Source organism: Caulobacter endophyticus (assembly GCF_003116815.1).
Lineage (GTDB): Bacteria > Pseudomonadota > Alphaproteobacteria > Caulobacterales > Caulobacteraceae > Caulobacter > Caulobacter endophyticus.
Map to the genome: position 1 here is coordinate 1 of NZ_QDKQ01000067.1, position 25,068 is coordinate 25,068.

Genomic DNA, 25,068 nt, shown 5'->3' on the forward strand with positions numbered 1-25,068 from the left:
CGGCCGAGACGGCGCCGCCCGGGGCGGCGCCTCCGCCCACCGCGACGCCGCCGCCCGGGCCCGCGCCCGGATTGCCGCCGTCGCGCAGCACCTTCAGCGCCTCTTCCGGACCAGGCAGGTCGGCGGCGTAGCACAGGCGGATCAGGGCCATCTCGGCGGCGGCCATGGCGTCGGGCGCACGGCGCACCTCGTCATGGGCCTTCAGCAGCATCTGCCACAGGCGGGCCATGGTCCCGGCGCTGGTCTGGGCGCCGACCGAGGTCAGGCGGGCGGCCTGCTCCTTGGGCATCGACAGGGCGTCGGGACCCAGGGCCTTGGCCACGGACGAGGCGTGGCAGTGGTCGAGCAGGTCGAGCATCACCACCACCGGATCGGCGCCGAAGCCCCACAGCTGGCGGAAGGTGGTCAGGGCCTCGCCCGGCTTGCCGCTCATCACCTGTTCGAAGAGCGCGATGGTCTGGCTGCGGTCGGCCAGGCCCAGCATGTCGCGCACCACGGCGGCGGTGACGGTCTGGCCCTTCTCGGTCTGGACGATGGCCTGGTCGAGCAGCGACAGGCCGTCACGGGCCGAGCCCTCGGCCGCGCGGGCGATCAGGGCCAGGGCGTCTGGATCGATCCTGGCGCCTTCGCGCTGGGAGATGCGGTCGAAGTGCCTGGCCAGCACGTCCGGCTCGATCCGGCGCAGGTCGAAGCGCTGGGTCCGCGACAGGATCGTCACCGGAACTTTTCGGATCTCGGTGGTGGCGAAGATGAACTTGGCGTGCGGCGGCGGCTCTTCCAGCGTCTTCAGCAGCGCGTTGAACGCCGCCGTCGACAGCATGTGCACTTCGTCGATGATGTAGACCTTGTAGCGCGCCTCGACCGGGGCGTAGCGCACCCCGTCCAGCAGCTCGCGCATCTCATCGACCTTGGTGCGGCTGGCGGCGTCGAGCTCCAGCACGTCCATGTGCCGGCCCTCGATGATGGCGCGGCAGTGGCGGCCCTCGGTGGTCAGGTCCACGCTGGGACCGTGCACCGTGTCGCTCTCGTAGTTCAGCGCGCGGGCCAGCAGGCGGGCGGTCGTGGTCTTGCCGACCCCGCGAACGCCGGTGAGCATGAAGGCGTGGGCGATGCGGCCGGTGGTGAACGCATTGGCCAGGGTGCGGACCATGGCCTCCTGGCCGATCAGGTCCTCGAAGGTGCGCGGGCGGTATTTGCGGGCCAGCACGGTGTAGGCCGCGCCGGCCTCTTCGGCTTCCGGCTCGGGCAGGGGCTTGGTCGTGGCGGGGACGGCGGCCGGGGCGGGCGCCTCACCGAAGATGTCGGCCGTGTTCTCGTCGCGCTCGGGAGCTTCCTCCTCCTCACGCCCTTGGGAGGCGAAGGCGGGCTCATCCCAGGGGGGCGCGGAATCGGGCGTGAGGTCGTGGTCGGCCATGGGTGCAGTCTAGAGCGTCGGACGGCGCGGCAAAAGGCTCGCGGCGCGTTTGCATTAGCCGATGCTGACTGATTTTGGGGGAAGGTGGAGACCGGCAGGCGACCCGAGGGTGATCTCGTTGTGGCTGCTGCCTTCCGGCCCTGACCAGGTTGGCGAGGCCATCGTCCGTCGCCGATCTCCGAGGGCGTATATCGCGACTCATCGATCGATATGCAAGCGCCAAGCGCTCCGGGTGATGACGACTCTTCACCGCCGTCCGTCGCTGGGCGGGCGCCGCGCGCCGAAACCCCTTACACTTTCGGCGCCCAGCCTCTACAGATTCGCCCATGCCGCTTTCCGAGATCGTCAACATCTTCGCGGGCAACCCGCTGGACCGCGCCAGCGAGCGCCGAGGCGACGCCAGCTGGATCGCCGAGAAGCTGGAGGACGCCCAGTCCCTGGCCGTGGCCGTCTGGAACGGCAAGGTCCTGGTCGAGGACGCCCCGTCCGCGGATGACCAGCCCACCGGCGTCCAGATCGCCTATCTGCGCGCCGACATGGCCAAGGACCTGGCGGGCACCGACGAGCGCCTGCTGTTCATGGGCCTGTGGAAGGATATCGCCGTCTTCGCCGTCGACCTGGAGGGCGCGGCCGATCCGTCGGAAGGCGCGCTTGCCGGGCTTGGCCGGTTCGAGGACCTGCGCGGCGCGGCCGCGACCCTGCCCGCGCCCGACGCCGGCATACTGGCCACCGCCAAGTCGATGTTCGAATGGCGGCGCAAGCACCCGTTCTGCGCCAACTGCGGCAACAGGAGCGACGTCGCCGACGGCGGCTGGAAGCGCATCTGCCCGTCCTGCCACGCCGAGCACTTCCCGCGCACCGATCCGGTGGCGATCATGCTGGCCGTCCATGGCGGCAAGTGCCTGCTGGGCCGCCAGGCGGCCTGGCCCGCCGGCATGTTCTCGGCCCTGGCCGGCTTCGTCGAGCCGGGCGAGACCATCGAGGAGGCCTGCGCCCGCGAGCTGAAGGAGGAGGCGGGCCTGGTCGCCACCAAGGTCCGCTATCACTCCAGCCAGCCCTGGCCGTTCCCCGCCTCGCTGATGATGGGCATGATCGCCGAGGTCGACAGCGACCAGGCCGCCCCCGACCAGACCGAGCTGGAAGCCGTCCGCTGGTTCGACAAGGACGAGGCCAAAGCCCTGATCCGCGGCGAGATCGAAGACGCCTTCGCGCCCCCGACGCTGGCGATCGCGCACCAGCTGATCAAGACCTGGTGCGAGTCTGAAGACTGACGAGGCTGCGGTTCCTGAACCCTCACCCCAGCAGCCGCCCCCACTCCCGTACGACCATCACCGCCAGCACGATCGTGCTCAGGCAGAACACGGCGAACCGCGCCATCACGATGTTGATCCCGGCCTGGACGATGCTGTGCACGACCCGCAGGGCGACATAGGCCCAGGCTAGGGCGATCGCCGTCGCATCCCCGTGCCCCGCGACGAAGATCGCCAGGGCCGCCGCGTAGAAGATCGTCGGCTGCTCCATCAGGTGGTTGTAATTGTGGGCCGCCTGGCGGGCCTTGTCGGGCAGCACGTCCAGCGCGCCGGGGAAGCGTGCGTCCTGCGGCTTGATCCCGGCCTTGATCATGGCCGGCAGGCGCTGGGCGTACATCCACGCCCACACCAGCAGCGACCAGCTCACCAGCGCCAGCACCGGCGCGATCATCGTATCCATGGCCTTGCCTCCCCAGGTCGTGTTTCGGGGGGAGGCTATCGGCGAAGCGGCGTTGCGCGAAGCCTGCCGTTTCGTCAGCGCTTCTTCAGCGTCTCTTCCATGCCGCGGCGGGCCAGTTCGTCGGCGCGTTCATTGTGCTCGTGGCCGGCGTGCCCCTTGACCCACCGCCAGTCGACCTCGTGGCGAAGGCGGGCGGCATCGAGGCGCTGCCACAGGTCGACGTTCTTGACGGGACTCTTGTCGGCGGTCTTCCAGCCCTTGGCCTTCCAGCCATGGATCCACTGGGTGACGCCCTTCATCACGTACTGGCTGTCGGTGTGCAGCTCGGCCTTGGTGGGGCGGTTCAGCGCCTCCAGGGCCATGATCGCGCCCATCAGCTCCATGCGGTTGTTGGTCGTCGCCAGCTCGCCGCCGCAGATCTCCTTGCGCTTGTCGCCGTACATCAAAACCGCGCCCCAGCCGCCGGGGCCGGGATTACCGCGGCAGGCGCCGTCGGTGTAGATGACGAGCTTGGGGGTCACGCGCGGCCCCCGAACAGCGACAGGCCCTCGCGGTGGACGGCCAGCTTGCGCTCGTACTCCAGCGGGTCCTTGGGACGCACCAGGGCGCCGGCGGGCGTGGCGTTCCAGTCGGCCAGGCGCGTGAGGAAGAAGCGCATGGCCGCGCCGCGCGCCAGCATCGGCAGGGCGTCGCGCTCGGCCGGGCTCAGGGGACGGCGGCGCTCGTAGCCGGCGATCAGTCCTTGCGCGGCGGTGACGTTGAAGCTGCCGTCGGCCTCGAAGCACCAGGCGTTCAGGGTCACGGCCACGTCATAGGCGTAGGCGTCGTCGCAGGCGAAGTAGAAGTCGATGGTCGCCGCGAACTTGCCGTCGGTCCTGAAGAAGACGTTGTCGGGGAAGTAGTCGGCGTGGATCGTGCCGCTGGGCAGGCTGCGCGGCCAGGCCAGGGCCATCTCGGCCAGGTCCTTGTCGATCGTCGCGGCCAGGCCAGGCTTCAGGTCCTCGGCGGCCTGGCGGTGCTTGGAGAACAGCGGGGCCCAGTGCGGCTGGCCCAGGTCGTTGGCGCGGCGGCCCTCGTAGCCTTCGCCGGCCAGGTGCAGCCAGGCCAGGCCCTCGCCGGCCTCGCGGCAGTGGGCGGGGCTGGGCTTGCGTACCGACAGGCCCGGCATGAACCCGACGATGGCGGCCGGCTTGCCGCGCAGGGTCTTGAGCGTCCTGCCCGCCTGGTCGGGAACCGGCCGCGCCGACGGATAGCCGCGATCGGCCAGCCAGCCCAGCAGGTTCAGGAAATAGGGCAGGTCCTCGGGCCGGGCACGGCGCTCGTAGACCGTGAGAATGTAGCGGCCCTTCTCCGTCTCCAGCAGGAAGTTGGAGTTCTCCACGCCCTCGGCGATGCCCTTGAACGCCAGCGGGGCGCCCAGGTCGTAGTCGGCCAGGAAGCCTTCGAGCTCTTGGTCGGTGATGTCGGTATAGACGGCCATGGTCGCGGGATGCGGCGCCGCGCGCTGGCGGTCAAGCGGCTCCTGTCGGCGGCGAGAGCGGCGTGCTATGGTTTTTGCCGCAAGGAGCGCTCCATGATCGAACTCAGGATCGAGCAACAAGGCGAGGCGGTTAAGGTCGAACTGACCGAGGAACTGCTTGCTTTGCTCGGCGCCAAGGCCGGCGACACACTGGTTATCGACGGCGAGGCCGGCGGCCCGTTCACGCTGGCCGCTCGATCGACGGACGAGCGTTTCGAGCGCGGTCGAGCTTTCCTTGATCGCTACCGGTCCACCTTCGAGGCGTTGGCGAAGTAGTTGGCAATGAGTGAGCCCGTCTGGCTGGACGAAGCACTGCTCATCAGTTGGCACGACCTGGTTCTGGCCGAGACGGGAGGCGCGAGCGGAGTGCGGGACGCGGGGTTGCTGAACTCCGCCCTGGCGCGTCCGACTAATCGCTACGTCTATGAAGGCCTTTCGGACCTGATCGAGCTTGCCGCCACCTACGCCGTGGCGATCGCCTCGAACCATCCCTTCGTCGACGGCAACAAGCGCGCGGCGTTCATGGCGCTCGGCATGTTCCTGGAGGACAACGGCCTTTGGCTCGCGGCCGAGCCCGACGATGCAACGACGGTGATGTTCGCTGTAGCCGCCGGCGAGATAGGCATTCCCGAACTCGCGGAATGGCTCCGTCCGCGCGTCATCGACGCGCCCTGATCCCTAAGCCGTCGTCAGCAGCCTCGGCAGCTTGAAGGTCACCGTCTCTCGGGCCTCGACCAGTTCCTCGATCTCCAGGTCGAAGTGGCCGCTGATGGCGTCGATGACGCCCTGCACCAGGTCTTCAGGCGCCGAGGCGCCTGCGGTCAGGCCGATGCTCGAAACGCCTTCGAACCAGCTCCAGTCCAGGCCCGAGGCGTCGTCGATGAGGTAGGCGGCCTTGGCGCCGGCCTTCAGGCCCACTTCCTTCAGGCGCACCGAGTTGGACGAGTTGCGCGAGCCGACCACCAGGATCAGGTCGGAAGCCTGCGCCAGCATCTTCACCGCGTCCTGGCGGTTGGTGGTGGCGTAGCAGATGTCTTCCTTGTGGGGCGCGGCGATGCCGGGGAAGCGCTCCTTGAGCATGGCCACGATGTCGGCGGTGTCGTCGACCGACAGGGTGGTCTGGGTCAGGAAGGCCACGTTCGAGGCGTTCTTGGGCTGCCAGGCGCGCGCATCGTCGATGTCCTCGATCAGGGCCACCGTGCCTTCGGGCAACTGGCCCATCGTGCCGACCACCTCGGGGTGGCCGGCATGGCCGATCAGCACGATCTCGCGGCCGTTGTCGAAGTGCTTCTGGGCCTCGACGTGAACCTTCGAGACCAGCGGGCAGGTGGCGTCCAGATAGATCATCTGCCGCGACTTGGCCTCGGCCGGCACCGACTTGGGCACGCCGTGGGCCGAGAACACCACCGGGCGGTCGTCGGGCGCTTCGTCCAGCTCCTCGATGAAGATCGCGCCCAAGGCCTTGAGCCGATCGACCACGTGGCGGTTGTGGACGATCTCGTGGCGCACATAGACCGGCGCGCCGAACTTCTCGATGGCCCGCTCGACGATCTGGATGGCCCGGTCGACCCCGGCGCAGAAGCCGCGCGGGCTGGCCAGGTACAGGCGGAGCTTTGGGCGGACCGGGGGACGGATCGGGGCGGGCGTGGTCATGGCGCGGAACCTAAGCGTTCGCGCGTCCATGCGCCAGACGTGCCGCGCGTAGCGTTTTGACGACCAGGCTGCAACGTGCGCCCGTTGCGAGGTCACGCATATGCCTTTATCAGGCTGCATTGACGCCGGTTGGGGCCTTTCCCTTTCTGGCAATCCTTCTCGAACCGGACGTTTCATGCGCCGCACGCTTTCCGTCGCCTTCAGCGCCCTGATGGCCCTGTCGATCGCCGTCACCGCCACCAGCGCCTATGCCCAGGGCGGCCGCGGCGGTCAGGGCGGCGGCCAGGAGGACGACGGCGGTGCCAAGAAGAAGAAGCGCGACGAAGAGTGGAACCAGCCCAAGGCTCCGCTGGCCCAGCTGCGCAACGCCGGCCCGTGCCCCTTCGTCAAGGTGCTGTACGACGCCAGCCGCTTCGTCGAGTTCAAGGGCGGCAAGGAAAGCGCCGCGGCCACCGCCTACACCGGCGAAATCCAGGGCGTGTCCTCGGGCTGCGCCTACAAGAGCGACGACCCGATCAAGATGCAGGTCGAGGTGCTGTTCGCACTGGGCCGCGGCCCCGAGGGGACCGAGTCTCGCAAGACCTACCGCTATTGGGTGGCCGTCACCGAGCGCAACAAGGACGTGCTGGCCAAGGAATATTTCGACCTGCCCATCACCTTCCCGGCCAGCGGCGACCGCGTCTACGCCACCGAGAAGCTGCAGACCATCACCATCCCGCGCGCCGACGCCACGACGAGCGGCAGCAATTTCGAAGTCCTGATCGGCTTCGACGTCACCCCGGAAATGGCCGCCTTCAACCGCGACGGCAAGCGCTTCCGCGTCAACGCCGGCCAGGCCGCCCAAGCCCAGCAAGCAGGGACTCCTCCTAAGCAATGAACGATTTGAAGCGGTCCTTGAGCGAGGCGGCCGCGGCCGCTTTCCAGGCCGCCGGACTGTCTCCCGACTTCGGGCGCGTCACGGCGTCCGACCGGCCCGACCTGGCCGACTTCCAGTGCAACGGCGCCCTCGCCGCGGCCAAGAGCGCCAAGCGTAACCCCCGCGAAATCGCTGTCCAGGTGGTCGAACAGCTGAAGGCCGACCCGCGTCTGGCCTCGGTCGAGATCGCCGGCGTCGGCTTCATCAACATGCGCGTCAGCCCCGCGGCCCTGGCCGCCCGCGCCGACGAGATCGCCGCCGACGAGCGCGCCGGCGCCAGCCTGCTGGCCGATCCGCGCCGCGTGCTGGTCGACTATGCCGGCCCGAACGTGGCCAAGCCGATGCACGTGGGCCACCTGCGGGCCTCGATCATCGGCGAGTCGATCAAGCGCCTGTACCGCTTCCGCGGCGACCAGGTGGTGGGCGACGCCCACTTCGGCGACTGGGGCTTCCAGATGGGCCTGCTCATCACCGCGGTGATGGACGAGGACGCCTTCATCGCGGCCCTGATGGACAAGCTGCCGGACGCCCCGCGCGACTTCTCCGACGCCGACGCCGCCAAGGTGCGCGCCGAGTTCGCCGGCCGGGTGACCCTGGCCGACCTCGACCGCCTGTATCCGGCCGCCGCCGCGCGCGCCAAGGAAGACGCCGAGTATCGCGACCGCGCCCGCAAGGCGACCGCCGACCTGCAGAACGGCCGCTTCGGCTACCGCCTGCTGTGGAGGCACTTCGTGGAGGTCAGCCGCGTGGCCCTCGAACGCGAGTTCCATGCCCTGGGCGTCGACTTCGACCTCTGGAAGGGCGAGAGCGACGCCGACCCGCTGATCGCGCCGATGGTGCGCCAGCTGGAGGACAAGGGCCTGCTGGTCGAGGACCAGGGCGCCCGTATCGTCCGCGTGGCCCGTCCGGGCGAGACCAAGAAGAAGAAGAAGCTGCCCGACGGCTCGGTGATCGAGGTCGAAAGCCCCGATCCGCTGCTGGTGGTCTCGTCGGAAGGCTCGGCCATGTACGGCACGACGGATCTTGCCACGATCCTGGATCGCCGCCAGTCGTTCGACCCGCACCTGATTCTCTACTGCGTGGACCAGCGTCAGGCCGACCACTTCGAGCAGGTGTTCCGCGCCGCCTACCTGGCCGGCTACGCCCAGCCGGGCGGCCTGGAGCACATCGGCTTCGGCACCATGAACGGCGCCGACGGCAAGCCGTTCAAGACCCGCGCCGGCGGCGTGCTGAAGCTGCACGACCTGATCGAGATGGCCCGCGAAAAGGCCCGCGAGCGCCTGCGTGAAGCCGGCCTCGGTTCGGAACTGTCGCCGGAAGCCTTCGAGGAAACCGCGCACAAGGTGGGCGTCGCCGCCCTGAAGTTCGCCGACCTGCAGAACTTCCGCGGCACCTCCTACGTCTTCGACCTCGACCGCTTCACCAGCTTCGAGGGCAAGACCGGTCCGTACCTGCTGTACCAGACCGTCCGTATCAAGAGCATCCTGCGCAAGGCGGCCGAACAGGGCGCCCAAGGTGGTCCGGTGATCGTGGCCGAACAGGCCGAACGCGACCTGACCCTGCTGCTGGACGCCTTCGAGGGCGCGCTGAGCGAAGCGTACGACAAGAAGGCCCCCAACTTCGTGGCCGAGCACGCCTACAAGCTGGCCCAGGGCTTCTCGAAGTTCTACGCCGCCTGCCCGATCCTGGGCGCCGACGATCCGGCCGTGCGCGCCTCGCGCCTGACCCTCGCCCAGACGGCGCTGAAGCAGCTTGAGCTGGCGCTCGACCTGCTGGGCGTCGAGACGCCGGAGCGGATGTAAGATTGAGGGGGGCGGGCCTTTCGGCTCGCTCTTCTCCCTTCCCCCTTTGATGGGGGAAGGGCCGGGGATGGGGGTGACAGCGGTTCAGAACCCGGCGCAAGCCTGGCCGCCGCACTCACCCCCACCCCTGTCCCTCCCCATCAAGGGGGAGGGATTAGCCCAACTCGAACCCCACCACGTTCTCCGTCCTCACCGCCTCGGCCACCTTGCCGGCGGTCACCCCGCGCAGCCGCACGTCGCGCACGGGCAGGTCCTTCTCGCCCTTGATGCTGCACAGCGAGCCGGCCTCGGTCACGCGTACGTCGGAAACCCGCAGCCCCTCGATCGCGGTAAGCCGGCGCTCGTAGGTCGGCACCAGGGTGCGCCACTGGTAGAGGACGTCGGTGTCGACCGCGAGCACGCTGCCGGCGATCTTCGTGGCGCTGACATTGCGCATGTGGACGCCCCGCACGAAGCCGCCGCGCCGCTCGTTGGTCTTGATGAACAGCAGGTTGGCGATCGGCACGGCCCAGCCGTCTTCGCCCTTCCCGTCGCCTACGAAGTGGCAGTTGTCGACGAAGACGTTCTCGATCCCCGCCGACAGCTCGCTGCCCACGGCCATCAGCTGGTGGCCGTTCCTGATCTTGCAGTCGCGCATGACGACGTTGCGGGTGGGAGCCCTCAAGCGCCACGCATCCTGGTCGCGGCCCGACTTCACGGACACCGCGTCGTCGCCCTGGTCGAAGACGCAGTCCTCGATCAGCACGTTCTGGCTCATCTCCGGATCGACGCCGTCGTTGTTGTGGCCATGGGCGCGGATCTTCACCCGGCGGATGACGACGTCGGTGCAGAGGAACGGGTGGATCACCCAGAACGGGCTGTCCTCGATGCTGACGTCCTCGATCAGCACGTGGCGGCAGCGGTTGAACTGGATGAACTGCGGGCGCAGGTTGGCCTCGCCCGCGGTCATCTGGCGCTGGCTTACCGGCTCGCCCCTGGCGGCCTGATGATAGAGCGCCACCAGAGCGTCCATGTGCGGCCTGGGCCGCTTGTACCACTCGCGCCAGACGTCCAGCCTGGCCTTCAGCTTGCCGGGGCCGGTGATCGCCACGTTCTCGCAGTCGAAGGCGTAGACCAGCGGCGAGTAGTTCCAGCACTCCAGCCCCTCCCAGGTCGTCTGGACCGGCGGCAGGTAGTCGGCGGGCTTTTCGGAGAACAGCAGGGTGGCGCCCCTGGCCAGGTGCAGGGCGACGTTGCTCTTCAGATGCACCTTGCCGGTCGGCCAGGTTCCCTGCGGCACGACCACCACGCCGGCGCCGGCGGCGTTGGCGGCCGTGATCGCCGCGGCGATGGCGGCGCTCGTCTTGCCCTGGTCGCCCTGGTCGGCGCCGAAGTCGGTGATGGGAAAGCGCCGGGCTTCGCCGAAGTCCGGCACGCCGAGCGAGGGCATGTCGAACGGCGCGGTCGGGCGCACCAGCCGGCGGGGCAGGGGAGCCGCCAAGGCCAGCGCCGGGACCAGCAGCGGCGCGGCGATCCCGGCGCCCAGCGCCGCGCGGCGCGTGGGAAGGTCGAAGGTCATGCGGCGTCTCCCCTGGCGTCGGGCGTCGAGCGCCCGTATCGCGCTCATTCCTCACATGTTGGAATTCGAAGTCAATATTCGGGAGTTGCTGTCTGGCGCCGACGATCATGCCGTACGCGCGGGCGAGGGAAGGCCCTTCCCACGTGATCGCCGATAATTAGAATGAGCGTTTGAAAGAGCGCCGCCCCCGTCCCAGGTTAGAGCGGCCCGGCAGGAGGAACCCATGCGCGACTACCTGAAGTTCTACATCGACGGCCAGTGGGTCGAGGCGAAGTCCGACAAGACGGTGGACGTCATCAACCCCGCCACCGAGGCCGTCGCCGGCCGGGTGACCCTGGGTTCGGTGGAAGACGTGGATCTCGCCGTCCGCGCCGCCCGCAAGGCCTTCCCCACCTATTCCCAGACCAGCCGCGAGGAGCGCATCGACCTGCTCGAGCGGATCATCGCCGAGTACCAGAAGCGCTTCGAGGACATGGCCAAGGCCATCACCGAGGAGATGGGCGCCCCCGCCTGGCTGGCCCAGCGCGCCCAGGCGGCCATGGGCATCGCCCACGTCCAGACCTCGCTGCAGGTGCTGAAGGACTACAAGTTCGAGGAAGATCGCGGCACGACGCGCCTGGTGAAGGAGCCGATCGGCGTCTGCGCCTTCATCACGCCGTGGAACTGGCCGGTGAACCAGATCGCCTGCAAGGTCGCGCCGGCCCTGGCCGTCGGCTGCACCATGGTGCTCAAGCCCTCGGAGATCGCGCCGTTCTCGGCCTGGGTGTGGACCGAGATCCTGGAAGCTGCCGGCGTGCCGGCGGGGGTGTTCAACCTGGTCAACGGCGATGGTCCGACCGTCGGCGCGGCCCTGTCCAGCCATCCCGAAGTCGACATGGTGTCGTTCACCGGCTCGACCCGCGCCGGCATCGAGGTGGCCAGGAACGCCGCCCCGACCGTCAAGCGCGTGCACCAGGAACTGGGCGGCAAGAGCCCCAACATCATCCTCGACGACGCCGATTTCCAGCGCGCCGTTGGCGGCGGGGTGGCTTCGGTGATGATGAACTCGGGCCAGTCGTGCAACGCGCCCACCCGCATGCTCGTGCCCGCCAAGCGCATGGACGAGGTGATCGCCATCGCCAGGGCCGCCGCCGAGGCCCACACGGTCGGCGATCCCAGCGGCAATTCCAAGCTGGGTCCGGTCGTCTCCGAAGCGCAGTGGACGAAGATCCAGGGCCTGATCCAGAAGGGCGTCGACGAGGGCGCGACCCTGGTGGCCGGCGGTCCGGGCAAGCCGGAAGGCCTGGAGACCGGCTACTACGTCAAGCCGACCGTCTTCGCCAACGTCACCCCCGACATGACCATCGCCAGGGAAGAGATCTTCGGCCCGGTGCTGTCGATCCTCGGCTACGACAGCGTCGACCAGGCCGTGGCGATCGGCAACGACACCGAGTACGGCCTGGCGGCCTATGTGTCGGGCGGTGATCCGGAAGGCGTGCGCAAGGTCGCCGCCAAGCTGCGCGCCGGCCAGGTGAACCTCAATGGCGCCAGCCCCGACCTGATGGCCCCGTTCGGCGGCTACAAGATGAGCGGCAACGGCCGCGAATGGGGCGACCACGCTTTCGGCGAGTTCCTGGAGACCAAGGCCATCCTCGGCTACGCGCCCAAGCAGGCGGCGGAGTAAACCTTCTCCCGCTCAGCTCACCTTCTCCCAGAGGGAGAAGGAGGGGCCCGCGCCTTAGGCGTGGGAGGATGAGGGGTTACGGCGGTGAGGGTTTACCCCCTCACCCTCCCACCGCTCCGCGGCTGGCCCCTCCCTCTCCCCATGGGAGAGGTTACTCGGAGAGCCGCGCCCTCGCCGCGAGGACCTGCTCGTCATAGTCCGCCGCGAACGGCGCTGTGAGCTGCTTTTCCAGCACCGCGACCAGGCTGTCGATCGCCGTCCGTTCGGCCGGCCCCTAGGTCGGCCGCCTCGAAATCAGACAGCCATTCGAACAGAACCAGGGCCTCGTCCTCGGTCAGCGCGAGGGCGATGTCGTCGCTCACCAGCGCACGCTTGCCCGGGTCAGGACCAGGGTCTTGTCCGAGAGGCCCCAGCCCATCAGGCCGTCGGGCTTGGCGCCCGGCGAGGGGGCGGCGCGGGGCCAGCCTTCGCGGACTTCCAGGGCGGCGGCCTCGACGTGTCCGCTGCCGTTCAGGCGGCTGAAGCTGAGGGTCACGCCGTTGGGATCGGGGGCGTGGTAGGTCAGGCTGGTCCACTCGCCGCGCTTGGTGACCAGCGGCACGGGGCGGCCGTTGAGGCGGGCGCCGGCCAGCATGCCGTCGGGCTTGATGCGCAGGGTGACGTATTCGGCGCCGGGGCCGGGGATCACCCGCACGAGCAGGCGCTCGCCGGCCTGCTCGACGGTGAGCTGGGGCGGATCCAGCGGCACGGGCCGGGTTTCGGCCATCCAGGCCTTGGACTTGAAGAACGGCGCCAGTTCCTTGAGCGCCGGGGCGCCGCCCTGCGCCGTCAGCGCGCCGCGCGACCAGGCGTCCAGGCGCGGCAGGGTCGAGATCCGCCACGCCTGGCCGGTCGACAGGTCCGACAGGTGGGCGGCCTCGGTCAGCTCCGGACGGGCGGGCGTGGCGCCGGCCAGCACGGCGTAGGCCGTAAGGCCCGCGCCGACCAGGGCGACCAGGGTGGCGGGTATGGCCGCCAGCTTCAGCGCGGAGAAGTCGTGGGCCAGGGGGATCAGGGCCGGCAGGGCCAGCAGGCCGAACGCCGCCAGGATCGCCGGCAGGCCCACGCCCAGCCCCGCGAAGGTCCAGCCGCCCCAGGCGCCGACCTGGGTGACGACGATCACCGCCGCCAGGGCGACGCAGGCGGTCAGGGCCCAGGCCACCCGGCGGTCGCGGGTGCCGCCCTTGGCCAGCACCAGCACGGCGGCCAGGGCGGCGACCAGCAGCGGCCAGACGGCCATCACCGAACCGCCGGGCAGCAGGATCATGGCGGCGACAGCGACGGCCAGCAGGCCGACGAGGGCGCCGATCCAGGCCCCCAGCACGCCGACCGGCTTGCCCAGCGCGGCCCAGACCAGCACGGCGCTGGCTGCGCCCAGGCCTGCGCCCACCGGGTCGAGCGCCGGCGGCCCGCCGACCAGGCCGGTCGCGCCCCCGGCCAGCAGGGCCAGCAGGCTGGGCCAGATCCGCGCCGCGCCCTTGGCCTGGCCGATGACCACGGCCAGGGCCACGCCTACCAGGATCGCCGTGCAGCCCAGCAGCAGCGGGTCGAACCGGCCCAGGAGCGCATAGTGGGCCTGCAGGTCGGCGACGTGTAGCAGCTTGCCGGTCAGGTGCAGGGCCAGCGCTCCGGAGGTTCCCACCAGCAGGAAGCCGCAAAGGCCCTTCAGCAGTTCGACGGCGCTGGTCCCCCGGATCAGCAGGCCGCGCACCAGGGCGTAGAGCACCAGCGCCCCTGCCAGGGCCAGCAGACCCCAGGCGACCGCGATCGGATAGCTGACCAGGAACAGGCCGAAGACGTCGGAATAGATCGCGTTGGGCGCCTTGCCGGGCAGGTCGGCGGCGCTGGCCAGGGCGCGAGCGGTGGGCAGGACCTGGTCGCCGAAATGCTGCAGGCTGCCCTGGTCGAGGTGGTCGGCCTTGGCCAGCGGCGTGTGATAGGCCAGCTGGTCGTCGATGAAGGCGAAGTTCAGTCCCGGCAGGCCAGCCTTCACCGCGTGGGTGAAGTCGGTGTCGTTGGGCATCTTGTCGTAGACCGCCGCGGCCAGCGAGTTGGCCGCCGGGCGGCGGGCCTCGCGGGCGAACAGGGCCATCAGGGCGCCGTTCTGCGGGCCGGTCTGGAACATGGCGGCCCGGCCGCTGTCGCCGCGCGCCTCCATGTTGATGACAACGCCGACCTTCTGGCGCAGCGGGTCGCGGGCGAAGAAGGCGTCGGCGCCGAGGAGGCCCTGCTCCTCGCCGTCGGTGAACAGGAAGATGACGTCGCGGGCCGGCTTGGGGCCGGCCTTCAGGGCGCGGGCGACCTCCAGCGCGGCGGCCACGCCGGCGGCGTCGTCGGCCGCGCCGGGCGAGTTGGCCACCGAGTCGTAGTGGCTCATGATCAGCACGGCGGGCTTGGAACGGTCGGCGCCCGGCAGCACGCCGATGACGTTCTGCACCGTGCCGGCGGCCAGCCAGCGGCCGTCGTTGCGCGTGCCGGCATAGCCCTCGTCGGCGCGGACGGAGAGCTCCAGTCCCAGCGCGGCGATGCGGGCCATCAGGTGTTCGCGCACCCGCACGATGTCGGTCGAGCCGGTGGGGTGGGGGCGCAGGGCGATGGTCCGCACGTCGGCCATGGCCCGTTCGGCGGAGAAGGCGTCGGGCGGGGCGCTGGCGGGAACGACCGGCGGCGATCTCTGCGCCAGGGCGGCCAGGGCCAGGCCCAGCAGCAGGCAGATCCAGAAGCCCAGAAGTCTGATCGCTTTCATGCGCGGCTCGCCCTCGCGTCCATCCCCGGCGATTCGCCCCCTCGTCGAGGGTGCGGGTGTTCGCGCGCGGGGGGAACGGGAAAGGCGAGGAAGCGGAACGAAAATGGGCGCGGCGGCGCTAGGGTTTTCCCCAGCATGGCGGCGGGCCACGGCCGCGCTATGCCTGCGCTTCCCTGCCACGTGCTTCGAGGTCATCGATGATCATCGTTCCCGCCTTCGCGATCCTGGCCATGCTGGCCGCAGCCCCGCCCCAGGCCACGGGCCCGGTCGAGGCCAGCGGCAAGGCGATCGCCATCTCCGGGACCGACCATGTCGAGACCCTGTCGTGCGAGGGCCGCGCCGTGGCGATCACCGGCGTCGACAACACCGTCACCCTGACCGGCGTGTGCAAGAGCGTCGAGATCTCGGGCAGCGGCAACACGGTCAGCGCCACGATCGCGCCGGGCGGCGTGCTGTCGGTCACCGGCACGGACCAGAAGGTGCGCTGGCGCTCCGCCGGCGAGGTCCGCCGCAGCGTCAGCGGGGTCGACAACCAGGTGGTCCGGGAGAAGTAGGGCCTTCGTCCTCCCGCCGTTGCGCCTGTCACCCGCCGCTGGCACGGTGGCCGCCGAGCGGTCCTCGGCGCCGCGCGGAGGCGCAACGTGACCCCGTTCCACCACCTGCTGGCCAACAACCTGGTGGCCAACATCACCAACTTCACGGTCTGGTTCGCCCTGACCTTCTACGTCTACCTGGAGACCCGTTCGGTGTTCGCCACCGGCATGATCGCGGGGGTCTATCTGGTGCTGACGGCGGGCTGCGGCTTCTGGTTCGGCAGCCTCGTCGACCACTATCGCAAGAAGACAGCGATGCTGGGGTCGAGCATCGCTTCGTTCTGCCTTTACGCCGTGGCCCTGTCGGTGCTGGAGCTGTCGCCGAAGGGCGCGATCGCCGACGTCTCGCGGCCGTGGCTGTGGATCTTCATCGGCCTGACCATGCTGGGCGTGATCGCCGGCAACATCCGGGCCGTGGCCCTGCCCACCCTGGTGACGATCCTGGTGCCCGAGGACCGGCGCGACAAGGCCAACGGCCTGGTGGGCATGGTCACCGGCGTCGGCTTCCTGACCACCTCGGTGATCAGCGGCTTCCTGGTGGCCTGGGGCGGCATGCTGTTCACCCTGGTCTTCGCCCTGGCCTTCACCATGGCGGCCTTTGCGCACCTGGCGCTCGTCCGGGTGGACGAGCCGCGCGCGACCGCCGAGGACGGCGAGCACGCCGCCCCGCGCCGCGTCGACATCGCCGGCACCGTGCGGGTGATCGCCGCCGTGCCGGGCCTCTTCGCGCTGATCCTGTTCGCCAGCTTCAACAACTTCCTGGGCGGGATCTTCATGGCCCTGCTCGACGCCTATGGCCTGTCGCTGGTGTCGGTGCAGGTCTGGGGGCTGCTGTTCGGCGTGCTGTCGACGGCCTTCATCCTGAGCGGGATCGTCATCACCCGCACGGGCCTGGGGCCGAGCCCCCTGCGCACGCTGCTGCTGGTCAACCTGATCACCTGGGCCGTCTGCTGCGTCTTCACGCTGCAGTCGTCGATCTGGCTGCTGGCGGGCGGCTGCTTCGTCTGGATGCTGCTGGGTCCCTATGCCGAGGCCGCCGAGCAGACCACCCTGCAGAAGGTGGTGCCGCTGGAGCGCCAGGGCAGGGTGTTCGGCTTCGCCCAGTCGGTGGAGCAGGCGGCCTCGCCCCTGACCGCCTTCCTGATCGGTCCGCTGACCCAGTTCGTGGTGATCCCGTTCATGACGAACGGCGCGGGCGCGGCGACCATCGGCGACTGGTTCGGACGGGGCCCCGACCGGGGCATCGCCCTGGTGTTCACCGCGGCCGGGGCGGTCGGCGTGCTGGCCACCGTGGCGGCGTTCAACTCACGGCCCTACCGGCAGCTGAAGGCGGCGTATGCGGCGGGGTGAAGGGGCGCGCTCCTAGGGGGCGACGCCTGGGCGATCCGACCGATTCTGTCGTGACAGAAGCATAAGCTCTTTCACGTTCAAGAGGAGCTCCACCCGCCAAACCGGCTCCAAGCCGTCTTGGCGGCGCGCCGACTTCTTGTTCGAGCTAAATATTTAAATTAATTCAAATTTCTAGGAATCCAATATGAAGAAAGCGACCATGCTCGTGGCCGCTCTGATGGCCTCGTGCGCCATCGGGCCCGCCCTTGCCCAATCCTATCTGCCCACCACAGGCGGAACCCTGACCGGTCCGCTGAACGGACCGTCGGCGACGTTCGGCAGCACGTCGGTGTCGCCCTCCTCGGGCAATTCGGCGCTGACCCTGGACGCGCAGTCCTCGGGCAATCAGTCCACGATCAACTTCCTCAGCGCCGGCGTCGGCAAGTGGCAGTTCGGACGCCAGAGCGACAACTCGTTCTTCCTCTATGACGCGACAAACCAGAAGTTTCCCCTCACCGTGACCGCAGGCGGTCAGACGACGCTGGGCGAGAAGTCGCAGATCACCCTGCCGCCGGGGGGCGGTACGGTGTTCGCCGGTCCGGTCGCTCTGGATGAGGATGCGACGCTGCCGCACCAAGCGGTGCGCCAGCAGCAACTCTATCCGATCGTCGCCAGAGGCCTGGCCGGCGACGGCGTAACCGACGATGCACCCGCCATGCAGGCCGCCCTGAACGCGGCTTCGGGCAAGACGCTGATTCTGAGAAAACCGGCGGTCAGCTACCGCCTGCTCAGCAACGTTCAGCAGCCCTCGCCTCCGGCCCAGTTGCTGGTCGACCCCGGTACGACCTATTCGGGTTCGGGGGCCATGCCGAGCATCCGGAGCAACATCTCCCAACAGAGCCGTTTCAACTACTTCTACGCCAGCCCCGAGGGGCGCACCGCGCCGCTTCCGTTCGCCGGCGTCCCTGGCGACGCCGTCATCACGGCTGAAATGGAGCCGTCCGCCGGCTACGGCGGTAGCGCGGTGGGCCTCTACGCTGGCGCGCGGTCGCCCTCGGGCTCGTTTCCGGGCACGGTTTGGGGCGCCAACATCTTGGCCAACCTGGAGGCGGGCTCGGTGCTGGGCGGTACGGGCAACGCCATTGGTCTCGAGGTCGATCTCAACACCCATTCCGGGCCGGATGGCCGGGGCTATGGCATGACGATCAACGGCGTCGGGCAGTACAAGCCGGCCACGGGTCTGAACATAGCGCGTGTCGGGGGCGGCGCGCCCTACATCTATGGCCAGACGATCTATTCCTTCGACAAGGCGGCGATGCTCGTCGACGGGGCCGGCCCCGGCGGCACGACGGCCGCTTCGGCGGGCGCCGTCGGCCTGAAGGTCACGGGGCTGCCCAAGGGCCACGTGGTTCTGACGCCCACCAGCGGCGCCGCGCCGTCCGATTTCATGATCTACACGACGTCGGCCAGCGAGACTTCGGTGACCAGCGGCACGCGGGTGGACGGTTCGATGTACGCATCGGCGATCCAGACCTACGCAGGCTATAGCGTCGCTGGTCTCCCGGCCTGTGACGTCAACGCCTACGGCAAGCGCGTCATGGTTGGCGATGCGGCCAATCCGACCTTCCTGGGCGTCCTTGTCGGCGGGGGCGGGGCCACGACTCCGGCCTTCTGCGACGGGGCGAAATGGCGCGCCGGATAAGGCGCGCCGTCTGCGACGCCGGTGGCCAATTTGGTCTGCTGGCGTCATTGGCCCAAAGAAAAAGGGCGGCCCGCCAAGGCCGCCCCTTCCCTGCCCCAGGGGCCCGTCGCCGGGCCCCTTAGCCTTGTCGATTAGAACTTCGCCCGCAGGGTGACGCCGTAGGTGCGCGGCGCGCCGAGGAAGGCGTCGTAGGTGAGGGTGTCGGCGGCGGGGTTGTAGACCTTGTTGGTCGCCGACAGGCCCGACGAGCCCTGCAGCGGGCCGTTGAACACCACCTGGTAGTAGTCCTCGTCGAACAGGTTCTGGGCCCACAGCTCGACGGCCCACTTGTCGTCGGCGTCGCCGATCCCGACGCGGGCGTTCACCAGGGTGAAGGCGTCCTGCATCTTGAAGGGGAACAGGTCCGAACCGGTGTTGTATTCCGAGGAATACTTGGCGCCGATGTTGTACTTGGCCTTCAGCGAACCGCCGACCGTGTGCTCGTAGGTGATCGAGCCCGAGGCCGACCATTCCGGGGCGAACGACATCTGCGAGCCCGGCAGCAGGGCCAGGGCGTTGGTCGGATCGTTGGCCACCAGCTGGTCGCCGTACTCGGTCTTGGCGTAGGTCAGGCCGCTCTGGACGGTCAGGCCGCGCACCGGGGTGAACCACAGGAAGTCGACGTCGACGCCCTTGGAGGTCACTTCCTCGACCGAGCGCACCGCGAACGAGGTGCCCAGGAAGGTGTTCAGCTGGAAGTCCGAGAACTTCTGGTAGAAGCCGGTGACGTTGAACAGCACCGTGCGGTTGAACAGGGTGTTCTTCAGCCCCAGCTCGTAGCTGTCGACGAACTCCGCCGGGAACGAGGTGTCGGTGATCGGCACGACGCCGACGCCGCCCGAGGGCGTGCCGTTCGACGACTGGGTGCGGTCGAGGTTGAAGCCGCTGCCCTTGTAGCCGCGGGCGTACGAACCGTAGGCGAACACCGACGGGTTCAGGCGGTAGCTGGCCTTGACCGTGCCGGTCCACTCACGCTCGCTCAGGCTCTGCTCGGTGCCGCGGCCGTTGAACAGCGGGTTGGCCCAGGGCAGGCACATGTTGCCGACGACGGTCGAGACGATGCTGGCGCCCGTCGCGGTGCCGAACAGGGCGGCCGGCACGCCGCGGCCCACCAGGGTCGAGGCCACGCGGGCCTGGCCCGCCGGGGTCAGCAGCACGCCGCAGGCGTTGGAGGCGCCGGTCTGGTAGGTCGACAGGTCCTTCTCTTCGGCCGTGTAGCGCAGGCCCACGGTGATGTCGAAGGCGTCGGTGACCTTGAAGGTGTTGTTGGTGAACAGCGCGATGGTCTTGGAGCGCTGCTTGTAGGTGTCGTGCAGGCCCGTGCCCGCCGTGAACGAGCTGCCATAGGGCAGGGCGGTGACCTGCGAGGCGAACAGCGCGCTGTTGGCCTGGTTGACCGTGATGCCGGCCGGGGCCAGGGCGCCGGCGACGCCCGACAGGACGATCGTCGACATGTAGGCTTCGTAGTCGCTGCCGAAGCGGAAGTTGGCCTCGTTGTCCAGGCGCTCGTCGGCCAGGAAGGCGCCGACCAGCCAGTTCAGGCGCTCGGTGCTGCCGGCCAGGCGCAGTTCCTGGCTGAAGGTGGTGAACTCGGCGTAGTTGGTGCCGTCCTTGGCGCGATAGGTGATGTCGGCCGTGGTGAAGTCGGCGTCCTGGCCGCTGTCGATGCGCCAGTTGCGGATGGCGCTGATCGAGGTCAGCGTGCCGATCGGCAGGTCGATGTCGGCCTGCAGCGAAATGCCCTTGTCCTCGATCTCCTGCGGCGCGCCGCGGTTGGAGTAGGCCACGCGGTCGAACGGCTTGGCGGGGTTGGCGATGCCGACGCCGCCGGCCAGGGCGTTGATGATCGCCGCCGTCGGGCCGGTGCGGATCTGCACGGCGCCGCAGCAGTTTTCGTCGCGCTTGGTGTAGTCGGCGATGATCTTGAAGGTCGAGTTGTCGTCCGGCACGAACAGCAGCTGGCCGCGCACGGTGTAGAAGTTCTGGTCGGCGTCTTCCTTCTCGGTGCTCGGACCCTTGCCGGTCACCACGTCGTTGAAGCCGTCACGCTGGCGGGCGGCGGCGTAGAGGCGGCCCGCCCACTTGTCGCTGCCGAACAGCGGACCGGTGACCGAGGCCGACGCGCCCTTGGCGCCGTAGTTGCCGGCGGTGACCTCGGCGTTGGCGCCGAAGCCGAACTCCGGCTCCTTGGTCATGATGTTGATGACGCCGGCCGAGGTGTTCTTGCCGAACAGGGTGCCCTGCGGACCCTTCAGAACCTCGATGCGGTCCATTTCGCCCAGGTCGCCGAACGACACGCCGTTGCGGGGACGGTAGACGCCGTCGATCACCACGCCGACCGAGCTTTCCAGGCCGGGGTTGTCGCCGACGGTGCCGACGCCGCGGATGCGGGCGGTGGTCGAGGCTTCCGACGTCGTCGAGGTGACGGTCAGGCCCGGCGTCAGGATCGTCAGGTCCTTGATGTCGCGCACGCCGGTGTCCTGCAGCAGCTTGGCGCCGACCGCCGTAACCACCACCGGGGTGTCCTGCAGGTTCTGCTCGCGCTTCTGGGCGGTGACGATGATGCTGTCGACGGTGAGGGTTTCGGGCTCCTGGGCGGCCGCCGCGGCCGGGTCCTGAGCATGGGCGACGCCGACGGCGGCGACGCCCGCGAGCACGACGGCGGAGGCCGTGCCGCGAAGCACCTGGGTAAAGCGCATTTCCTACCTCGGTTCGTTATGACGAGAGCGCTTGCACCGCCCCCGCCGGTTTTTTGATTGGCCTTCGCTCGAACGATCGTTCGAACGGACAGCCAATGGTTATGGGCGCTCCGTATACTCGGCAAGCGAAAACCTTGCTGTGGAACGGTTCGAAGGTTCCTGTTGCGAAACTGCGACAGCGTTATGCGAACATGCCGGGCTTCTTAAAAAGCCGATCAAGGGCCCTTCCCTTGCGCGCGAGGGGCGGCGGGCGCATCTGGCGTCCATGCCGGTCTCCGCACGCTATCGCCCCGATTCCCGCTTCGCCCCGCTGGGGAGCGAGTTCGCCGACCCGGTGGCGGCCGCCGATTTTCCCGAGACGATCCTGCGATTCCGCAACGATCGAGCCGCCGCGACCATCGGGCTCGAAGGCCTGACCGACGCCGAGTGGATCGCCCACTTCGGGCGGTTCGCCTCCCTGCCGGGCGCCCAGCCCAGCCCGCTGGCCATGCGCTATCACGGCCACCAGTTCCGCTCGTACAATCCCGAGCTCGGCGACGGCCGGGGCTTCCTGTTCGCGCAAGTGCGCGAGGCCGGAACCGATCGCCTGCTCGACCTGGCCACCAAGGGCTCGGGCCAGACGCCGTGGTCGCGTCACGGCGACGGCCGCCTGACCCTGAAGGGCGGCATGCGCGAGATCCTGGCCGCCGGCCTGCTGGAGGCGCTGGGCGTTCCGACCTCGCGGGCGTTCAGTCTGATCGAGACCGGCGAGGCCCTGACCCGCGGCGACGAGCCCAGCCCGACCCGCTCGGCGGTGCTGACGCGCCTCTCGCACAGCCACATCCGCTTCGGGACCTTCCAGCGCCTGGCCTATTTCGAGCGCGCCGACCTGATTTCCGCGATGGTCGACCACGTGGTCGAGACCTACTTCCCGCACCTGGCCAACGCGCCGGACCGGCCGACGGCGATGTTCGAGGAAGTGGTGACCCGCACCGCCAGGCTCGTGGCCCGCTGGATGGCGGCCGGCTTCGTGCACGGGGTGCTCAACACCGACAACATGGTGGTCACGGGCGAGAGCTTCGACTACGGCCCCTGGCGGTTCCTGCCCGGGAACGATCCCAACTTCACGGCCGCCTATTTCGACCATTCGGGCCTCTACAGCTTCGGCCGCCAGCCGGAGGCGGGGTTCTGGAACCTGCAGCAGCTGGCCGCCTGCCTGGTTTTGGTCAGCCCCGATCAGTCGGGCCTGATCGCCGCGCTCAACCGCTTCTCGGACGCCTACAAGGACAGCCTGCGCGAGGCGATGATCGCCCGGCTGGCGGTCAGGAGCCAGGGCGCCGAGGCCGACGTCGAGCTGGTCAACGCCGCCTTCAAGGCCCTGGCCGAGGGGACCAGGATCGCCGGCGGCGAGGCCCTGCGCTGGGAGCCGTTCTTCTTCGACTGGTTCGGCGGCGAGGCGTCTGAGCGTCGGGCGCTGGAGGGGCCGCGCGGCGCGCTCTACGAGGATGGGGTCTTCGCCGACTTCCGCTCACGGCTTGCGGCGTTCGAGCCGGATCGTCCCGAGCGGCTGGAAAATCCCGTGTTCGGACGGTCTCAGCCCGAGGAGCTGCTGATCGAGGAGGTCGAGGCCCTGTGGACGCCGATCGACCAGGCCGACGACTGGGCGCCGCTGAACGCGAAATTGTCGAGGATAGAAGCCGCCAGAAGCGCCTATGGCCTGGACCACTGACATAAGTTTGAGGCATTTATGCCGCATGCTGAGTTTTCCGGAGTCGCAACCGGAACCAACGTCAAGCTTGCGATTTAAGCGTGCTGGACGGCGGTCTATCAACCCCGCGGCCGACCCCTGCACGGGACCGGTGGGACAAGGTGGAGAATAACGCATGCGCATCTTCCAACCGATCATGCTGGTCTGCGCCGTGGCCCTGTCGTTCATCGGCGCCCTTGGCCTGCCGGGCTGCGCGCGCGCCATCGGCGAAGCGCTCTCGGACAAGCCGGAGCTGGCCTAGAAAATAGCGCCTCCCCCCTCTGGGGAGGTAGCCGAGAGGGGGACGCTTTCAGCTTCCGCTGACGTCCTTTGTTTCTGCGCCGCACCCTCTTCGTCCGCTTCGCCGGCGCCTCTCCCAGAGGGAGAGGATTTATCACGCCAACTTCCACGCGCACCGCTCGCCCGTCCCCTGGCGCGGCGTTCTCGCGTAGGGAGCCTACCGTCCTATCGGGGCGGCAGGGTCAGGCGATAGACCAGGATGACGCTGTCGTTGTCGCCGCCGCCGGTTCCCTTGTCGCTGGCCAGGCCCGCGTCGAACGCCTGGCCGTTGACCTGGCCGCTGGCCGTGGCGAAGTCGTTGTCGTTGCCGACCAGCAGGAAGACGTCGTCGGGCGCGGACGCGTCCATGACCGGGGCCAGCGCCATGGCTTCCCACTTCTCCGACAGGCTGAAGCGGTCGGACGGCGCTGTCGAAAGGTTCATGCCGAACTTCGCCAGCTGGACAGGATTGAGCAGGTTCACCAGTTCGGCCTGGGCCGCGGGCTTGAGGCCGGCGACGGGCGCGCCGTCCTTGGCCACCGGCCTGGCGGTCAGCTCGTAGGGCGTGCCGGCCAGGTTGGTCGCGCCTTCGGTGTCGACCAGCAGCACGCTCTTGAACACCGGGCCGTTGGTCGTGCCCTTGCCCCGGCCGTTGGCGTCGCGGGCCAGCACCAGGAACTGGTGGTCGCTGAGGGCCAGCATTTCCGACTGGGCGGCCGTGACGTCGGCGGGCCCGCCGTCGCCGGCCTCGCGCAGGGTGGGTAGCTGCAGCAGGTAGTGGCCGATCGGCGCCTTGGGCGTGCGGGTCTGGCTGATGTCGTAGACCAGGATGCGGGTGACGTTGCGCGTGGCCGCGTTCTTGCCGGTGGTGTCCTGCACCGCGGCGCTCTGCAGCATGGCGAGCAGGCGCTGGCCGTCGGGGCTGACCGCCAGGGCCTCGAGCCCCTGGTTGTTGCGCCGGCCGGTGTCGGGGGCGCGCTCGGCGGTGAAGTCGAGCTGGCTTTCCTCGTGCATCGGCAGCAGGGCCGGCGGGGCCTGGATCGCGCCGGTCTGGCGGCCCTCGGCGTCGAACAGATAGATGCCGGCGGCGTACTCGTCCGACACGTAGAACGCGCCGTCCGGCAGGTAGGCCACGGCCTCGGAGTCCAGGCTGATCCGGCCCGCGCCCTCGCCGGCGGCCGGCGAGGGATAGCGCATGCCGCGGCGGCTCAGCACGTTGGCGCCCGGGTCCTTGCCGGTGAACGGCTGGCCGGTCTCGTCCTTCAGCAGGAAGCCGCCGGTCGGGGCGATCGTCAGCCTGCCGCCTTCCAGCGTCAGGCGATGGGCGTGCAGGCGGTTGGCGTAGTCGACCGTGCCGGCCACCGAGCCGACGCCGTTGGGGCCGCGGTCCGGCAGGGTCAGCAGTTCGCCCTCGTAGCTTCCGTCGGGGAGGCGCCGCCACGACCGCAGGGCCATGCCGGAGAACGAACCCAGGGTGTCGCCCTTGAAGTCGCGCGCAGCGCCGTCCAGGCGCCCCACGGCGACCAGGCCGTGGTTGACGAAGATCTTGCCCTGGAAGGTCACGGTCTCGTCGCCCAGCGCCTGGCTCCAGTGCTTGACCAGGTGAGGCTGGGCCTGGACCTGGCTCCCGGTTGCAAGGGCGGCGATCGCGAGGGCCTGCAGGATCGGACGGCGCATCGGG

At 69.3% G+C, this 25,068-nt stretch carries 21 protein-coding genes and 1 other RNA gene; 11 read left to right on the forward strand and 11 right to left on the reverse strand.

Translation table 11 applies throughout. The annotated features are described in order from the left end of the window. Nucleotides 1-1,414: DNA polymerase III subunit gamma/tau (locus DDF67_RS19960; protein WP_109102585.1), on the reverse strand; the 1,414-nt coding region annotated here is incomplete at its 3' end. 82 nt (nt 1,415-1,496) lie between these two features. Further along, nucleotides 1,497-1,595, reverse strand: an RNA gene (gene ffs / locus DDF67_RS19965) — signal recognition particle sRNA small type. Nucleotides 1,596-1,740: 145 nt separating this feature from the next. Here ffs and nudC point away from each other — a divergent pair. After that, entirely contained in the window at nt 1,741-2,685 is a 945-nt protein-coding gene (gene nudC / locus DDF67_RS19970) for an NAD(+) diphosphatase (RefSeq protein WP_109102586.1), read from the forward strand. A 22-nt stretch (nt 2,686-2,707) separates the two neighbouring features. Here the strand turns inward: nudC and DDF67_RS19975 are convergent, their stop codons facing one another. From DDF67_RS19975 to thrB, 3 genes are all read right to left on the reverse strand, one after another. Next, entirely contained in the window at nt 2,708-3,124 is a 417-nt protein-coding gene (locus DDF67_RS19975; protein ID WP_109102587.1) for an MAPEG family protein, read from the reverse strand. A 74-nt stretch (nt 3,125-3,198) separates the two neighbouring features. Further along, nucleotides 3,199-3,645 carry a ribonuclease HI gene (rnhA, locus tag DDF67_RS19980; RefSeq protein WP_109102588.1) on the reverse strand — a complete coding sequence of 149 codons (447 nt, stop codon included), beginning with the start codon at nt 3,643-3,645 and terminating at the stop codon, nt 3,199-3,201. Continuing rightward, nucleotides 3,642-4,604: a homoserine kinase gene (gene thrB / locus DDF67_RS19985; RefSeq protein WP_109102589.1), complete on the reverse strand. Its 963-nt coding sequence runs from the start codon at nt 4,602-4,604 to the stop codon at nt 3,642-3,644. Before thrB ends, rnhA begins: the two co-directional genes overlap by 4 nt. A gap of 93 nt (nt 4,605-4,697) precedes the next feature. On the opposite strand from thrB, the gene DDF67_RS19990 reads away from it, so the two are divergent. Further along, nucleotides 4,698-4,919 (forward strand): AbrB/MazE/SpoVT family DNA-binding domain-containing protein, encoded by a 222-nt coding sequence (locus tag DDF67_RS19990; RefSeq protein ID WP_109102590.1) that lies wholly within the window; start codon nt 4,698-4,700, stop codon nt 4,917-4,919. Between the two features lie 6 nt (nt 4,920-4,925). Beyond that, entirely contained in the window at nt 4,926-5,318 is a 393-nt protein-coding gene (locus DDF67_RS19995) for a type II toxin-antitoxin system death-on-curing family toxin (protein ID WP_109102591.1), read from the forward strand. A gap of 3 nt (nt 5,319-5,321) precedes the next feature. Here DDF67_RS19995 and ispH read toward each other — a convergent pair whose 3' ends face one another. Then, entirely contained in the window at nt 5,322-6,296 is a 975-nt protein-coding gene (gene ispH, locus DDF67_RS20000) for a 4-hydroxy-3-methylbut-2-enyl diphosphate reductase (protein WP_109102592.1), read from the reverse strand. Nucleotides 6,297-6,471: 175 nt separating this feature from the next. On the opposite strand from ispH, the gene DDF67_RS20005 reads away from it, so the two are divergent. Both DDF67_RS20005 and DDF67_RS20010 read left to right on the forward strand, forming a co-directional pair. Next, the gene (locus tag DDF67_RS20005) at nt 6,472-7,173 is read left to right on the forward strand and encodes a Tat pathway signal sequence domain protein (protein WP_109102593.1); all 702 of its coding nucleotides are present in this window, start codon (nt 6,472-6,474) and stop codon (nt 7,171-7,173) included. Beyond that, nucleotides 7,170-9,014 (forward strand): arginine--tRNA ligase, encoded by a 1,845-nt coding sequence (locus tag DDF67_RS20010; RefSeq protein WP_109102594.1) that lies wholly within the window; start codon nt 7,170-7,172, stop codon nt 9,012-9,014. Before DDF67_RS20005 ends, DDF67_RS20010 begins: the two co-directional genes overlap by 4 nt. A 154-nt stretch (nt 9,015-9,168) precedes the next feature. Here DDF67_RS20010 and DDF67_RS20015 read toward each other — a convergent pair whose 3' ends face one another. After that, nucleotides 9,169-10,572, reverse strand: a complete 1,404-nt coding sequence (locus DDF67_RS20015) for a glycoside hydrolase family 28 protein (protein ID WP_109102595.1) — start codon at nt 10,570-10,572, stop codon at nt 9,169-9,171. Nucleotides 10,573-10,795: 223 nt separating this feature from the next. Between DDF67_RS20015 and DDF67_RS20020 the strand changes: the two genes are divergently transcribed. Next, on the forward strand, nt 10,796-12,235 hold the full coding sequence (locus DDF67_RS20020) for an aldehyde dehydrogenase family protein (protein WP_109102596.1): 1,440 nt from the start codon (nt 10,796-10,798) through the stop codon (nt 12,233-12,235). A gap of 191 nt (nt 12,236-12,426) precedes the next feature. On the opposite strand, the gene DDF67_RS25595 is transcribed toward DDF67_RS20020, so the two are convergent. Next, nucleotides 12,427-12,597, reverse strand: coding sequence for a hypothetical protein (locus tag DDF67_RS25595; protein WP_158278074.1), 171 nt, complete (start codon nt 12,595-12,597; stop codon nt 12,427-12,429). Continuing rightward, entirely contained in the window at nt 12,594-15,020 is a 2,427-nt protein-coding gene (locus DDF67_RS20025) for a M20/M25/M40 family metallo-hydrolase (RefSeq protein WP_109102597.1), read from the reverse strand. The genes DDF67_RS25595 and DDF67_RS20025 overlap by 4 nt, the downstream gene beginning before the upstream one ends. A gap of 197 nt (nt 15,021-15,217) precedes the next feature. Here DDF67_RS20025 and DDF67_RS20030 point away from each other — a divergent pair, with 197 nt between their 5' ends. From DDF67_RS20030 to DDF67_RS20040, 3 genes are all read left to right on the forward strand, one after another. Further along, entirely contained in the window at nt 15,218-15,574 is a 357-nt protein-coding gene (locus DDF67_RS20030; RefSeq protein WP_109102598.1) for a DUF3060 domain-containing protein, read from the forward strand. Nucleotides 15,575-15,661: 87 nt separating this feature from the next. Further along, on the forward strand, nt 15,662-16,963 hold the full coding sequence (locus tag DDF67_RS20035) for an MFS transporter (protein WP_109102599.1): 1,302 nt from the start codon (nt 15,662-15,664) through the stop codon (nt 16,961-16,963). Nucleotides 16,964-17,147: 184 nt separating this feature from the next. Continuing rightward, the gene (locus DDF67_RS20040) at nt 17,148-18,644 is read left to right on the forward strand and encodes a hypothetical protein (RefSeq protein ID WP_146198062.1); all 1,497 of its coding nucleotides are present in this window, start codon (nt 17,148-17,150) and stop codon (nt 18,642-18,644) included. A 131-nt stretch (nt 18,645-18,775) separates the two neighbouring features. On the opposite strand, the gene DDF67_RS20045 is transcribed toward DDF67_RS20040, so the two are convergent. Further along, complete coding sequence (locus DDF67_RS20045; protein ID WP_109102601.1) at nt 18,776-21,382, reverse strand: TonB-dependent receptor; 2,607 nt, start codon at nt 21,380-21,382, stop codon at nt 18,776-18,778. A gap of 265 nt (nt 21,383-21,647) precedes the next feature. On the opposite strand from DDF67_RS20045, the gene DDF67_RS20050 reads away from it, so the two are divergent. Both DDF67_RS20050 and DDF67_RS20055 read left to right on the forward strand, forming a co-directional pair. Beyond that, nucleotides 21,648-23,090 carry a protein adenylyltransferase SelO gene (locus DDF67_RS20050; protein ID WP_109102602.1) on the forward strand — a complete coding sequence of 481 codons (1,443 nt, stop codon included), beginning with the start codon at nt 21,648-21,650 and terminating at the stop codon, nt 23,088-23,090. A 154-nt stretch (nt 23,091-23,244) separates the two neighbouring features. Next, nucleotides 23,245-23,370 carry a hypothetical protein gene (locus DDF67_RS20055; RefSeq protein WP_058349058.1) on the forward strand — a complete coding sequence of 42 codons (126 nt, stop codon included), beginning with the start codon at nt 23,245-23,247 and terminating at the stop codon, nt 23,368-23,370. A 203-nt stretch (nt 23,371-23,573) separates the two neighbouring features. Here the strand turns inward: DDF67_RS20055 and DDF67_RS20060 are convergent, their stop codons facing one another. After that, on the reverse strand, nt 23,574-25,064 hold the full coding sequence (locus DDF67_RS20060; RefSeq protein WP_109102603.1) for an esterase-like activity of phytase family protein: 1,491 nt from the start codon (nt 25,062-25,064) through the stop codon (nt 23,574-23,576). Nucleotides 25,065-25,068 lie beyond the last annotated feature (4 nt).